This window comes from Rhodococcus sp. MT28, from assembly GCF_058792695.1.
Genome location: NZ_JBXAFD010000001.1, coordinates 954,686 through 967,339, shown reverse-complemented (window position 1 = coordinate 967,339; position 12,654 = coordinate 954,686). Strand labels below are relative to the sequence as shown.

Genomic DNA, 12,654 nt, shown 5'->3' with positions numbered 1-12,654 from the left:
GCATGAATGAATGTGCTTTCGGTTCGCCAGGGGGCCGGCGATGAATGCCTGGTTAGGGGTTGTCTCTGCCGAACATGTGCGTCGCGCAGTGGATCTCGGTATCGCACAGATCGGGCACGGAAAGAGAGCTGGTTTGGTACGGATGAAAGCAGGTGACGTGCTGGTCTATTATTCGCCGGTCGAGTCCATGGGCGACCGAGATCCGTTGCGCGAGTTCACAGCTCTCGGTGTGATCGAAGAGGGTGAGATCTGGCAGGCGGGCGAGGGGTGTTTCAAGCCGTTTCGGCGGCGAGTTCGGTACGAACAGTTCAACCCCGTTCCTCTCGACGCAGTCCGGAGTCGATTGGCGCTGACCTCGGCACCGAATTGGGGGTATCAACTCCGCCGAGGCTTGATTCCGTTGGATGACAACGACGTCGAGGTTCTGCGTTCGACGACGAGCTGACACACTGGCGCTGTGGCGAAGAAACTGGAAACCGACTTCGAGGACGCGGACGAGAGTCCCGGTCTGATGTTGTGGCGTGTCACCAATGCTTGGCAAGCCTCGATTCGCGCGGCGCTGCGACCTTTCGACCTGACCCACGTGCAGTTCGTTCTGCTCGCCGCACTGACCTGGCTGGATGCAGAGACGCCGATAACTCAACGCGGTCTTGCCGAGTACGCGCGCACCGACGCGATGATGACGTCACAGGTGATTCGGACCCTCGAATCCAAGGGGTTTGTCGAACGACGTCCACATCCGACGGACGCTCGGGCACGCTCGGTGGTGGTGACCCAGGCGGGTGCGGCCCTGGCAGGCAAGGCAAATCGTGCGGTCGAAGCATCGGATCGGGAATTCTTTGCCGCTCTCGGGGATCGTCAGGCGGCCTTTGTTGCGATGCTCGGCGTGCTTGACCGAAAGTAGCGACCTACAGTTTTCAGGGGATTACTCTGAAGTGGTCTGCAGCAGTGCATATTTGGCTTCCAGCCCGTCCAGCAGGGATTCCAGCGCGAGTTCGAAACTGGCACCATCGATTTCCGTAGCACGCTCGCGCAACAGATGTGCTCGCGTGAGGTGCGGGTAACGCTCGGCGTAGATCGCCGGATCGTCCACGAATCCGCCGGAGAACGTCGCTGTCGCAGCGCCCATGACCACGTACTTGACGGAAGCGCCGATCAGCGTTGCCGTGCGCTGCGGCCATCCGGCGCGCACCAGCCCGCCGTGGATGGCGTTGGCGCGGTCAAGGGCGATGGGCCTGACGCTCGGACCGTAGGCCAAGTAGGGAACGATATTGGGATGCTTGCCCAGGGCAGCGTGGTAGGACCGCGCCCACGTGCGAAGCGCACCGCGCCAATCGTCAGAGTCGAAGCCGCTCACGTCGACGGACTCCATGATGACGTTCGCGACGTCGTCGAGTAGCTCGTCCTTGTTGGCGTAATGGCTGTACAGCGATGGTGCTTGCACGCCGAGAACGGTGGCGAGTTTGCGCATCGAGAAGTCGGTCAAACCGTTCTCGTCGACCAGTTTCAGGGCGGTGTCCCTGATGATCGGCTTGCTCAGTAGTGGAATCCGCGGTCGCGCCATCGCACACCCTTTCGTGTGAAAGTACTGGACAACCTTACACTGTGAGTTTATTATCCAATTAACCTAACAGTGTTCGGGAACGTGGAGGATCAGATGACACGGGTGTTCGAGAACAAGTCCGATCTCCTGGGGGCGGTCGGTGAAACGCTGGGTTCGAGCGAGTGGGTCGAGGTCACCCGCGAGATGGTCCATCAATTTGCCGACGCGACCGGTGACCATCAGTGGATTCATGTCGACGACGAAAGAGCCAGGCGCGAATCACCTTTCGGTGGACCAATTGCGCACGGGTATCTGACGCTCTCACTCCTGCCGCTTCTGTCGAAGTCCGTGTATCGCATCGACGGCGCGAAAATGGTCATCAACTACGGGTCCGACAAGGTTCGATTCCCGAGTCCGGTGCCAGTCGGGGCCAAGGTTCGAAATACCGCAGTGCTCTCCGCAATCGAAGAATTGCCGAACGGTTCACTACAGAGTCAGATCACCAACACCGTCGAGATCGAAGGCGTGGGCAAACCTGCCGTCGTTGCGCAGACCGTCGCACGAATCTTGTTCTGAAATCCTGCAAGAAGAAAGCAGACTCCACATGAATCTCGAACTGACCACTGAGGAAGTTGCGTTCCGCGAGGAGATGCGAAAGTTCTTCACCACCGAATTCTCGCCCGAACTTCGAGCACGTGCAGCCGGATTCGGAAAGCTGACTCGTGAGGACATCGTTGCGGGTCAACAGATTCTGAACGCACACGGGTTGGCGGTTCCACACTGGCCGGTCGAATGGGGTGGCAAGGACTGGACTCCGGTTCAGCGCCACATCTATTCCGAGGAAATGCAGTTGGCGTCGGTACCCAACCCATTGCCGTTCAACGTGAGCATGGTTGGGCCCGTTATCGCTGCCTTCGGTTCGCAGGAGCAGAAGGAGAAATTTCTCCCCGCTACGGCCAACGCCGATATCTGGTGGTGCCAAGGTTTTTCGGAACCAGAAGCCGGTTCGGATCTCGCTTCACTCAAGACGGCCGCTGTCCGTGACGGCGCGGATTACATCGTCAACGGTCAGAAGACGTGGACTACTCTCGCTCAGCACGCCGAGTGGATCTTCTGTCTGGTTCGCACAGATGCCAGTGCCCAGAAGCGGCAGGCCGGAATTTCGTTCTTGCTCATCGATCTGGCAACTCCCGGCATCACGGTTCGCCCCATCAAACTGATCGACGGCAGCGTCGAGGTCAACGAGGTGTTCTTCGACAACGTCCGCGTCCCTGCGGAGAATCTTGTCGGCGAAGAGAACAAAGGCTGGGACTACGCCAAGTTCCTGCTCGGCAACGAACGCACGGGGGTCACACGGGTCGGGTTCTCCAAAACCCTTGTCGCCACGGCAAAAGAGAAGGCGCGGGAGGTCCGCGTCGGAAAAGGCACACTCCTCGATGATCCGTTGTTCGCGGCTCGGTTGGCTGAGTTGGAAAACGAACTGCTTGCACTGGATCTGACTCAACTGCGAGTTGTGGCGAGTTCGGCAGACGGAAAGCCGAATCCGGCATCGTCGCTGCTCAAGCTCCGTGGCTCCGAATTGCAGCAGGCGGCAACGGAATTGCTGATGGATGTTGCGGGTCCGGACTCGTTGCCGGTGAACACGGCCGAGATCGACTCGCCGGAGTGGGCGCAGCAGGCGGCGCCGCGCTACCTGAACTACCGGAAGGTTTCCATCTACAGCGGATCAAGTGAGGTGCAGCGCTCCATCATTGCCTCCTCGATCCTCGGATTGTGAGCATCTGACATGAATTTCGAACTCGACGACGAGCAGACGATGCTTCGCGACACGACGCGTGAATTGCTCAACCGCAGCTACGACGCGGAGAAGCGCAACGCCACCTCGGCTACTGACGAGGGATGGAATGCCGCGGTGTGGAAGCAGTTCGCGGAGCTCGGGCTGCTCGGCCTGCCGTTCGCGGAGGCTGACGGCGGAATGGGCGCTGGACCGGTCGAGACCATGGTCGTGATGACCGAACTGGGCCGTGCGCTTGCACCCGAGCCGTACTTGGGTGGTGTTCTGATCCCCGGCGGTTTGATCGCGGCTGTCGGTTCGGCAGATCAGCGGGCGCGGCTCCTGCCGGCGCTCAGCGACGGGACCACTCTGTCGGCCTTCGCGCATACGGAACCCGGCACGCGCTGGCCGGTCGCCACCGTCACGACCACGGCGTCGCAGTCGGGATCGGGATCGGGGTGGACTATCACCGGCGTCAAGAACCCGGTCCTGCAGGGCGACAGCGCGCACGTCGTGATCGTCAGCGCCGCACTTCCAGACGGGGGCACCGGGCTCTTTCTGGTAGATGCGGAAAGCGCGGGTGTCTCATGGAGCAAATACGCAACTCACGACGGCCGTCGCGGTGCGCAGTTCACGTTCACCGATGCCGCGGCCGAACAGCTTGGTGAGGGCGGCGATGTCACGGAGGCGATCGTCGAAGCAGAGGTTCGGGCGCAGGCAGCTCTGTGCGCCGAGTCGATCGGGATCATGACCGAAGCTCTGCGACTGACGACGGAATACCTGAAGCAGCGCAAGCAGTTCGGTGTTCCGCTCGCGAAGTTCCAGACGCTGACTCATCGTGCGGCCGACATGTACGTGGCGCTCGAACTGGCGAGCAGCATGAGTCTGTACGCCACCATGGCCATCGCCGACGGAGTGATCGATCCGACCATCGCGTCGCGAGCGAAGCTGTCTGTCGGTCGCGCCGCGCATCAGATCGGTCAGGAAGCAATTCAGATGCACGGTGGTATCGGTATGACAGCCGAGTATCCGGTCGGGCACTACGTCTCGCGGCTGGTGGCCATCGAACACACTTTGGGCGCATCTGACGATCACCTCAGGGTGCTGGCCGCCGGCGTCTCGAACTATTCGATGGTGAACGTCACCGAGTAGATCGGTGGTGAAGATAACGGGAGGTCACGCGCAGGTCGCGTGGCCTCCCTTGTCTGTGCGGGGGCCGACCCGCGGTATTCGCGGTCAAGTAAAATTCCTGTGATCAGTCCGAGAAGAGAAAGGGATCGAAGTGACCGCGCATACCGAGCAGCTCGAGTTCCAAGCAGAAACACGTCAGCTGCTGGATCTGATGGTTCATTCAATCTATACGAACAAGGACAGCTTCCTTCGTGAGTTGATCTCCAACGCTTCGGACGCGCTGGACAAGCTCCGCCTCGAGTCTTACCAGGACAAAGACCTCAACGTCGACGTCTCCGATCTGCATATCGAGATCGACATCGACAAGGCGGCACGCACCCTGACCATCCGCGACAACGGCATCGGCATGTCGCGTGACGAGGTCGTCGACCTGATCGGCACGCTCGCCAAGTCCGGCACCGCCGAGGTCCGTCGCAAGCTCAAGGAAGCCAAGGATGCAGCGGCATCCGAAGAACTGATCGGTCAGTTCGGCATCGGCTTCTACTCCACGTTCATGGTCGCGGACAAGGTCACGCTGCTGACCCGCCGCGCCGGTGAAGATCACGCGACGCGCTGGGAATCGACCGGCGAAGGCACGTACACGCTCGAGCATGTGAACGAGGCACCGCAGGGTAGCTCCGTGACCCTGCACCTGATGCCCGAGGATTCCGAGAACGGCCTGCACGACTACACGTCGGAATGGAAGATCAAGGAACTGGTCAAGAAGTACTCCGACTTCATCGCGTGGCCGATCCGCATGGATGTCGCTCGTACGTCGACGCCGGCCGAGGGCGAGGAGCCCGAGGTCACCATCGAGACCGAGACGATCAACTCGATGAAGGCGCTGTGGACTCGCTCCAAGGACGAGGTGTCCGAGGACGAGTACAAGGAGTTCTACAAGCACGTCAGCCACGCCTGGGACGAGCCTCTCGAGGTCATCCCGATGAAGGCCGAAGGTACTTTCGAATACCAAGCGCTGCTGTTCATTCCGTCGACGGCGCCGTTCGATCTGTTCATGCGTGAGCGCAAGGCCGGCATCCACCTCTACGTCAAGCGCGTCTTCATCATGGACGACTGCGAAGAGTTGGTGCCCGATTACCTGCGCTTCGTCAAGGGCGTGGTCGACGCACAAGACCTCTCGCTCAACGTCTCTCGTGAAATTCTGCAGCAGGACCGGCAGATCGCTGCCATCCGTCGTCGTCTGACCAAGAAGGTCCTCTCGACCATCAAGGACATGAAGGCGAACGAGCCGGAGAAGTACTCGACTTTCTGGACCGAGTTCGGACGCGCGCTCAAGGAAGGCCTGATGGCCGATGCCGACAACCGCAAGACGCTGCTCGACATCTCGTCCTTCGCCTCGACCAACAGTGAAGAGGGCGTGACCACTCTCGCCGAGTACGTGGAGCGCATGAAGGACGGTCAGGAACAGATCTACTTCATGACCGGCGAATCTCGTCACCTCATCGAAAGCTCCCCGCACATGGAGGCTTTCAAGGCCAAGGGCCTCGAGGTTCTCGTACTCACCGACCCCGTGGACGAGATGTGGGTCGACGCAGTCTCGGACTTCGACGGCAAGACCTTCCAGTCGATCGCCAAGGGCGAGGTCGACTTGGACACCGAGGACGAGAAGAAGGCGGCCGAAGCCGAGCGCGAAGAGAAGGAAAAGGAATTCGGCGCGCTGCTGACGTGGCTGACCGAAACCCTGTCCGACGACATCAAGGAAACGCGTCTCTCGACGCGCCTGACCACGTCGGCTGCCTGCATCGTCGGCGACGCGTTCAGCATGTCTCCGACGCTCGAGAAGATGTACAAGGCTTCGGGTCAGCCTGTTCCACACAGCAAGCGCATTCTCGAGCTCAACCCGGAGCATCCGCTTGTCTCGGGTCTGCGGGAGGCGCAGGCCGCCAATGACAATGCAGAGAACCTGACGGAGACGGCTCAGTTGCTCTACGGCATGGCGTTGCTTGCCGAGGGCGGCGAGCTGAGCGATCCGGCGCACTTCACGCGCCTGCTGGCCGATCGTTTGGCTCGCACAGTCTGATCTCGTCTAGCTCGCTCGAACTCCCGGCACTCACCTTCATCGGTGGGTGCCGGGAGTTTTTTCTTGATCGTTTTCTAATGAGGACCGTTTCTGTCCGCAATAACTTCTAACGTAGTTCTCACAGGGCACGAACCCACGAGCGAAGGAAAACATCATGAACGCACCGATCACCACCGTCACCGGCGAGCGCGCGGATCTCCTCCAGAGCCTGCGTCGGCATCGTGAATTCCTTCTCTTCACCGTCAAGGACCTCACCGACGAGCAGGCCGCTTCGAGGCCGACCGTGAGTGAACTGTGCCTCGGCGGATTGATCAAGCATGTGGGTCAGGCGGAAAAGGGATGGGTCGACTTCATTCTGGAAGGGCCGGCCGGACTTGGTGGGGACTTCGACCCGACCCAGTGGTCGGAAGAGATGCAACAGGAACGGGCGAACGAATTCGCCATGGTCGAGGGTGAAACCTTGGCAGGCATCGTTTCCGAGTACGAGGGGATCGCGGCCAGGACCGACGAGTTGGTGGCCTCGCTGGACAGCCTCGACATCTCGCATCCACTGCCGTCGGCGCCGTGGTTCGAAGCGGGAGCTCGCTGGTCAGCGCGGCGCGCATTGCTGCACATCATCGCCGAGACGGCCCAGCATGCGGGCCACGCGGACATGCTTCGCGAAGCCATCGACGGTTCCAAGACGATGGGTTGATGGATGGATTGATCCACCGGGATGTTTACACATCACACAAATATGTAACACTAGTGTCTATGAGCACCGAAAAGTCTGCCTTGCAACCGCCGATGCAGTGGGACGCCTGGGGCGATCCGGCCAAGAAGCGTGAACTGTCGGACGCAGTCACATCATTGTTGACCGGATTTCTCGGTGTCTCCGCACCGACTCGATCGCGTCTCGCCATCGAAGACGTCCAGGTGGCTCCGTCCGCTATGGCCCAGTCGCATGTCGAAGCGCTGTCCGGGCTGGTCGGGGCCGAGTACGTCAGTACCAAGGATTCCGATCGAATCCTTCGGGCCGGTGGCAAGAGCACCCCGGATCTGCTTCGCCGTCGTAGCGTCGAGCCGCAGGACGCACCGGACGCAGTCGTCACTCCAGGGACAGACGCAGAGGTCGAGCAGGTTCTCCGATACTGCTCTGCCAACCGGATCGCAGTGGTCCCGTTCGGTGGTGGCACCAGCGTCGTCGGCGGGCTCGATCCCATTCGTGACGGGTTCGACGCAGTTCTTTCTCTCGATCTGCGCAGGTTCGATCAGCTTGTCGGGTTGGACGAGGAATCGGGCATTGCGACGTTCGGCGGCGGAACTACCGGCCCACGGGCCGAGGAGCTTCTGCGTGAGCACGGTTTCTCGGTCGGGCACTTCCCGCAGAGCTTCCTGTTCGCCACTCTGGGCGGGTTTGCCGCCACCCGGTCTTCGGGGCAGGCGTCGGCTGGATACGGGCGCTTCGAGGACATGGTTCAGGGCCTCACCGTTGTCACCCCGAGTGGAGTGATCGAGACCGGGCGTGCGCCGGCATCCGCTGCAGGCCCCGATCTGGGTGAGCTTTTTGTCGGCTCCGAGGGCACCTTCGGCGTCATCACGCACGTGCGTGTGCGGGTTCACCGTCTGCCCGAGACCACCGTGCGCGAAGGGTGGAGCTTCCCCGACTTCGCCACCGGCGCAGCTGCATTGCGTGAGCTTGTCCAGGAAGGATCGGCTCCGACCGTGCTGCGGTTGTCCGACGAGGCCGAGAGTGGCGTGAATTTGGCGACCACCGACAAGATCGGCGAGAACGCCTTCACCGGTGGTTGCCTCGGCATCACTACCTACGAGGGCACCGCTTCGCACACCGCTGAACGGATGGCGGAGGCCCGAGCAATTCTCACCGCTCACGGCGGCACATCGCTCGGCGAGGAGCCCGGAAACAGCTGGGAACACGGGCGATTCGATGCACCGTATCTGCGTGACGCTCTCCTCGATGTCGGTGCGCTGTGTGAAACCCTCGAGACGGCAACCACCTGGGGTAACCTCGCGAACCTGCGCTCCTCGGTCACCGAGGCGCTGACCAAGGCTCTCGTCGAGCAGGGGACTCAGCCGCTCGTGATGTGCCACATTTCGCACACCTACAAGACCGGTGCTTCGCTGTACTTCACCGTGGTCAGCGCGCAGACCGAGGATCCGATCGCTCAGTGGCACAAGGCGAAAACTGCCGCTGGCGATGCGATCATCGCCGCCGGTGGCACGATCACCCATCACCACGCTGTCGGCGCCGATCACCGCCCATGGATGAAGGACGAGATCGGTGAACTGGGCGCGAACATCCTTCGCGCAGTGAAGAATGCAGTGGACCCTGCCGGCATCCTCAATCCTGGAAAGCTGATTCCGTGACCGAAACCCGCAGTCAGATCGAGAAGGTTACCGTCCTGATCAATCCGATGGCGGGACATGGTCACGCGCCTGCGGCAGGACGCAAAGGTGTTGCGCGACTGCGCGCTCGGGGAGTTGCCGTCACCGAGATCATCGGAACCGACGCCGACGACGCCAAGAAATTGGCCCGTCGTGCGATCGAGGAGGGTACCGACGCGCTGGTGGTGGTCGGCGGTGACGGTGCCATCAGCATCGGATTGCAGGCTGCCGCGTTGACCGATACTCCTATCGGGCTCATCCCGGCGGGCACCGGTAACGATCACGCCCGTGAGTTCGGCATTCCCACAGGCGATCCCGAGGCAGCCGCCGATGTGATCGCCGACGGCGTCGTGCAGCAGTCCGACCTGGCGAAGATCACGCTGGCCGACGGTTCCGTCGTCTGGTCGGGAACGATCATCGCGAGCGGATTCGATTCGCTGGTCAGTGAACGGGCCAATCGGATGTCGTGGCCCAAGGGACCGATGCGCTACAACTTGGCGATGCTCGCCGAGTTGGCGAAGATGAAGCCGCTGCCGTACCGGATCGAACTCGACGACGAGGTCATCACGGTGGACGCGACGCTCGTGGCTGTCGGCAACGGCCGCTCGTACGGTGGCGGCATGCTCATCACTCCGGGCGCGTCGAAGTCTGATGGGTTGCTGGATCTGACCGTCGTCGGGCACGGTTCGAGGTTGCGTCTGGTGCGCCTGTTTCCGCGGGTGTACAAGGGAACTCACGTCTCCTTGGATGCGGTGCAGACGTATCGGTCGAAGAAGGTGCGGTTGGTCTCCGAGGGCATCATCGCCTACGCGGACGGCGATCGGGTGGGGCCGTTGCCCATCACGATCGAGGCAGTTCCCACGGCGCTCAACATCTTGACGCACACTCGGATCTGAGTCGGTTCTGCCGGGCACTAGGTAGCGGTGGTGTCAGACTTCTCGGATGAACGAATCGACGAAGTCGGCGCACCGCCGCGCTGCGTGGACGTTGGAGAAATGGCAGCTAGCCATCGACATCCCGTTGACCGCTGCGGCCTGCCTGTTCTTGGTGGCGTACGCGTACCAAGTGCTGGCGCAACCGACGGGCCTTCCACATCGTCTGACCGAATGGACGATGTGGGCTGCGTGGGTCGTTTTTGCCGTCGACTACGCAGTTCGCCTGTGGTTGGCACCTGCCCGCGGTCGCTGGTTCGTCAGGCATCTCTTGGACTTGGCGATGGTGGTGTTGCCCATGCTGCGTCCGCTGCGCCTACTTCGGTTGGTCACACTGCTTGCGATAGTTCACCGCTCGAGCGGGCAAAGCTTGCGTGGACGGGTGGTTATTTACGCCACTGGTGCCACGGCCTTGCTGATCGGTGTCGCGGCGCTGGCCATGCTCGATGCCGAGCGTCACGCGCAGGGCGCTGCCATCACGTCGTACGGAACGGCATTGTGGTGGGCGATGGAGACGGTCACGACCGTCGGTTACGGAGACATGGCGCCCGTTACCACGACCGGGCGCATGATCGCCGGAGCATTGATGATCGGCGGAATTGCGTTGCTGGGCATCGTGACTGCCACACTCGCTTCCTGGTTGGTCGAGCGCGTGGCGGAACAGGACGAGGCATCCCAGGCCGCGACGCGTAAGCAGGTGGCGGACCTGTCCGAGGAAGTCCGAGCCTTGGCCACCCGCACGCACCGAGTCGATCTCGCGTCCGTCGATACCGATTCGCTGCGTCGCGAACTGGCGTCGAGGGGAGTCGTGGCGCAGCATGCACCTTCGGACAATTGACCCGCAGTACAGCAAACAATAGAACGATGGTCTGATAATCTTGCGTGATGGTGGCGACCCATGGATTCCAGCGCGCGCGCAGGCCGGAGCAGATCGAAGCGCGTCGGTGCGCGATTCTCGATGCGGCCCGCGCGATGCTCGGGTCCAGGCCCGTCGCCGACATCAGCCTGCGTGAGCTCAGTGAGAGCGTCGGACTGGCGAAGTCGAACGTGCTTCGCTACTTCGACAGTCGCGAAGCCATCTTTCTCGAAGTGCTCGACGAGAACTGGGTTGCGTGGTTGGACGGGTTGTCCGAGTCGTTGACTCCGGCCGGTGACGAGTCACCGTTCGCCACTGAAATCCATGTGGCATCGACGGTTGCGGAATCGCTTGTCGCACAGCGTTTACTGTGTGAGTTGATGAGCGTCATGGCAGGTGTCCTCGAAAGAAACATCTCCGTCGACTTCGCCCGTGACTTCAAGAAGCGGGCAACGGTCAACTCGGGAAGGTTTGCGTCGCTGATTCATTCGCAATTGCCTCACCTCTCGGAGGGCGACGCGGCTCAATTCGCCAAGGTAACCCTGGTGATTGTTGCAGGCTTGTGGCCGACTGCCGAGCCTGCCGAATCCATGGTCGTCGTACTGAACGAGATGCAGGCGCCCCCTGCTGCCGACATGTTCGCAACCGGCCTACGTGAAGGTCTGATCAATCAGCTCGTCGGGCTGTCGGCGCGAGCGGCAACCCGAACGAGCTGAGCCCGTTCAGGCGCTGTGCAGCGTCAGGACGGTGATCTCGCTCGGTGCGAACACGCGGAATGGTGGACCCCAGAACCCGGTTCCGCGGCTTGTGTACAACTGCGTGCGGTCGCCGTGACGAGTGAGCCCGTGCACCGACGGTTGATCGAGTTTGACCAGAAGGTTGAACGGCCAGATCTGTCCGCCGTGGGTATGACCGGCGAGCTGCAGATCCACTCCCGCGGAAGCGGACTGAGTTACCTGCTTCGGTTGATGGGCGAGCATCAGGATCGGCAAATCGGGGTCGGTGCCGGCAAGGGCCATATCGAAGTTCGCGCCGTGACCGTCGAGCTTCGATCCCAGAGCGGTGGCGTCGTCGACTCCGGCGATGACCAGGTTGTCGCCGCCCTTGGTGACGACGAGGTGCCGGTTGTGCAGGGCATCCCAGCCGATCGAGGTCATGTAGTCGAGCCACTCCTGAGCCTCGTGGAAGTACTCGTGATTCCCGGTGACGTAGACACGAGCGAGTCTGGCTTCCACCGACGCGAGTGGGGTGGCTTGGCCGAGGCGCTGCTCCACTGTTCCGTCGGCAATGTCGCCGACGTGGGCCACGATGTCGGCGTCGAGTTCGTTGACTGCCGCGATCACGCGCTCGGACCACTTCTCGCGATTGATCGGGCCGAAATGGGTGTCGGTAATTGCGACTACCCGAAGCTTGTCCATTCCCGCTCCGAGGCGAGGGATGGTGACGTCGACGTGCTTGATCCGTGGCAGTCTCATGGCTTCCCGATAGCCCCAGATCAGCAGAACGGCCGAGGTGATCAGTGCCGCAACGGCGACGATTCTCGATCGAAGCGGGTCATCCACGCCGCCGACGAGCAATCCGCGCCTCAGGACTTCACCGAGCAGGGTCCACACGAACACGACCCAGATGATTCCGAGGAGGGCGTCGCCGACCAGGCGAACTGGATCGCGGTCAGTGTGTCCGTGGCTGAGCATCATGGTGGCAGGCAGGGTGATCAGGAGGGCGGCAAATAGAACGGTGCCGAAAACTGCCACCGCTGTCGGCCAGTCCGGCCGGACGAACAAGCTCCACCACGGGTACACGAACAACAGAGCCAAGATCGACGCGACAATCGCGGATATGGCAACGATCCGCAACGGTCTGCGGCGCGGAACTCGAGCGACGTCGGTCGCCTGGGGTGTAGTCACCCCGTCCAGAGTAAAGGTCCACTGGTCTATTAACAAGGGGACGGTG

The 12,654-nt window shown here is 61.6% G+C and carries 13 protein-coding genes; 11 read left to right on the top strand and 2 right to left on the bottom strand.

Annotated features, from left to right (window positions below):
• Positions 1-40: 40 nt before the first annotated feature.
• Together AC1Q6C_RS04635 and AC1Q6C_RS04630 are read left to right on the top strand one after the other, a co-directional pair.
• Positions 41-445, top strand: coding sequence for an EVE domain-containing protein (locus AC1Q6C_RS04635; RefSeq protein ID WP_151098210.1), 405 nt, complete (start codon positions 41-43; stop codon positions 443-445).
• Positions 446-457: 12 nt separating this feature from the next.
• Positions 458-904, top strand: coding sequence for a MarR family winged helix-turn-helix transcriptional regulator (locus tag AC1Q6C_RS04630; RefSeq protein WP_230359064.1), 447 nt, complete (start codon positions 458-460; stop codon positions 902-904).
• A gap of 21 nt (positions 905-925) precedes the next feature.
• Here the strand turns inward: AC1Q6C_RS04630 and AC1Q6C_RS04625 are convergent, their stop codons facing one another.
• Entirely contained in the window at positions 926-1,564 is a 639-nt protein-coding gene (locus AC1Q6C_RS04625; protein ID WP_230359063.1) for a TetR/AcrR family transcriptional regulator, read from the bottom strand.
• A 93-nt stretch (positions 1,565-1,657) separates the two neighbouring features.
• Between AC1Q6C_RS04625 and AC1Q6C_RS04620 the strand changes: the two genes are divergently transcribed.
• The 9 genes from AC1Q6C_RS04620 to AC1Q6C_RS04580 all read left to right on the top strand — a co-directional run bounded on the left by AC1Q6C_RS04620 (position 1,658) and on the right by AC1Q6C_RS04580 (position 11,417).
• Positions 1,658-2,119 (top strand): MaoC family dehydratase, encoded by a 462-nt coding sequence (locus tag AC1Q6C_RS04620; RefSeq protein ID WP_042453553.1) that lies wholly within the window; start codon positions 1,658-1,660, stop codon positions 2,117-2,119.
• Between the two features lie 28 nt (positions 2,120-2,147).
• Entirely contained in the window at positions 2,148-3,320 is a 1,173-nt protein-coding gene (locus AC1Q6C_RS04615) for an acyl-CoA dehydrogenase family protein (protein WP_492666401.1), read from the top strand.
• 9 nt (positions 3,321-3,329) lie between these two features.
• Positions 3,330-4,469 (top strand): acyl-CoA dehydrogenase family protein, encoded by a 1,140-nt coding sequence (locus tag AC1Q6C_RS04610; RefSeq protein WP_230359061.1) that lies wholly within the window; start codon positions 3,330-3,332, stop codon positions 4,467-4,469.
• Positions 4,470-4,599: 130 nt separating this feature from the next.
• Positions 4,600-6,528 carry a molecular chaperone HtpG gene (gene htpG / locus AC1Q6C_RS04605; protein ID WP_054781209.1) on the top strand — a complete coding sequence of 643 codons (1,929 nt, stop codon included), beginning with the start codon at positions 4,600-4,602 and terminating at the stop codon, positions 6,526-6,528.
• A 154-nt stretch (positions 6,529-6,682) separates the two neighbouring features.
• Complete coding sequence (locus AC1Q6C_RS04600; protein ID WP_030535159.1) at positions 6,683-7,222, top strand: DinB family protein; 540 nt, start codon at positions 6,683-6,685, stop codon at positions 7,220-7,222.
• A gap of 92 nt (positions 7,223-7,314) precedes the next feature.
• Positions 7,315-8,895, top strand: a complete 1,581-nt coding sequence (locus AC1Q6C_RS04595; protein ID WP_042452763.1) for an FAD-binding oxidoreductase — start codon at positions 7,315-7,317, stop codon at positions 8,893-8,895.
• A complete protein-coding gene (locus tag AC1Q6C_RS04590; protein WP_007731349.1) occupies positions 8,892-9,809 on the top strand; it encodes a diacylglycerol kinase in 918 nt (305 codons plus the stop codon). The genes AC1Q6C_RS04595 and AC1Q6C_RS04590 overlap by 4 nt, the downstream gene beginning before the upstream one ends.
• 46 nt (positions 9,810-9,855) lie before the next feature.
• Positions 9,856-10,683: a potassium channel family protein gene (locus tag AC1Q6C_RS04585; protein ID WP_047271164.1), complete on the top strand. Its 828-nt coding sequence runs from the start codon at positions 9,856-9,858 to the stop codon at positions 10,681-10,683.
• A 47-nt stretch (positions 10,684-10,730) separates the two neighbouring features.
• Positions 10,731-11,417, top strand: coding sequence for a TetR/AcrR family transcriptional regulator (locus tag AC1Q6C_RS04580; protein WP_058226231.1), 687 nt, complete (start codon positions 10,731-10,733; stop codon positions 11,415-11,417).
• 6 nt (positions 11,418-11,423) lie between these two features.
• Here AC1Q6C_RS04580 and AC1Q6C_RS04575 read toward each other — a convergent pair whose 3' ends face one another.
• Positions 11,424-12,608 (bottom strand): metallophosphoesterase, encoded by a 1,185-nt coding sequence (locus tag AC1Q6C_RS04575; RefSeq protein ID WP_230359060.1) that lies wholly within the window; start codon positions 12,606-12,608, stop codon positions 11,424-11,426.
• Positions 12,609-12,654: the final 46 nt, after the last annotated feature.

Coding starts and splice junctions, on each gene's coding strand:
- AC1Q6C_RS04610 (WP_230359061.1), top strand. CDS start 3,330: ATGAATTTCGAACTCGACGACGAGCAGACGATGCTTCGCGACACGACG.
- AC1Q6C_RS04635 (WP_151098210.1), top strand. CDS start 41: ATGAATGCCTGGTTAGGGGTTGTCTCTGCCGAACATGTGCGTCGCGCA.
- AC1Q6C_RS04585 (WP_047271164.1), top strand. CDS start 9,856: ATGAACGAATCGACGAAGTCGGCGCACCGCCGCGCTGCGTGGACGTTG.
- AC1Q6C_RS04580 (WP_058226231.1), top strand. CDS start 10,731: ATGGTGGCGACCCATGGATTCCAGCGCGCGCGCAGGCCGGAGCAGATC.
- AC1Q6C_RS04600 (WP_030535159.1), top strand. CDS start 6,683: ATGAACGCACCGATCACCACCGTCACCGGCGAGCGCGCGGATCTCCTC.
- AC1Q6C_RS04620 (WP_042453553.1), top strand. CDS start 1,658: ATGACACGGGTGTTCGAGAACAAGTCCGATCTCCTGGGGGCGGTCGGT.
- AC1Q6C_RS04615 (WP_492666401.1), top strand. CDS start 2,148: ATGAATCTCGAACTGACCACTGAGGAAGTTGCGTTCCGCGAGGAGATG.
- AC1Q6C_RS04595 (WP_042452763.1), top strand. CDS start 7,315: ATGCAGTGGGACGCCTGGGGCGATCCGGCCAAGAAGCGTGAACTGTCG.
- AC1Q6C_RS04625 (WP_230359063.1), bottom strand. CDS start 1,564: ATGGCGCGACCGCGGATTCCACTACTGAGCAAGCCGATCATCAGGGAC.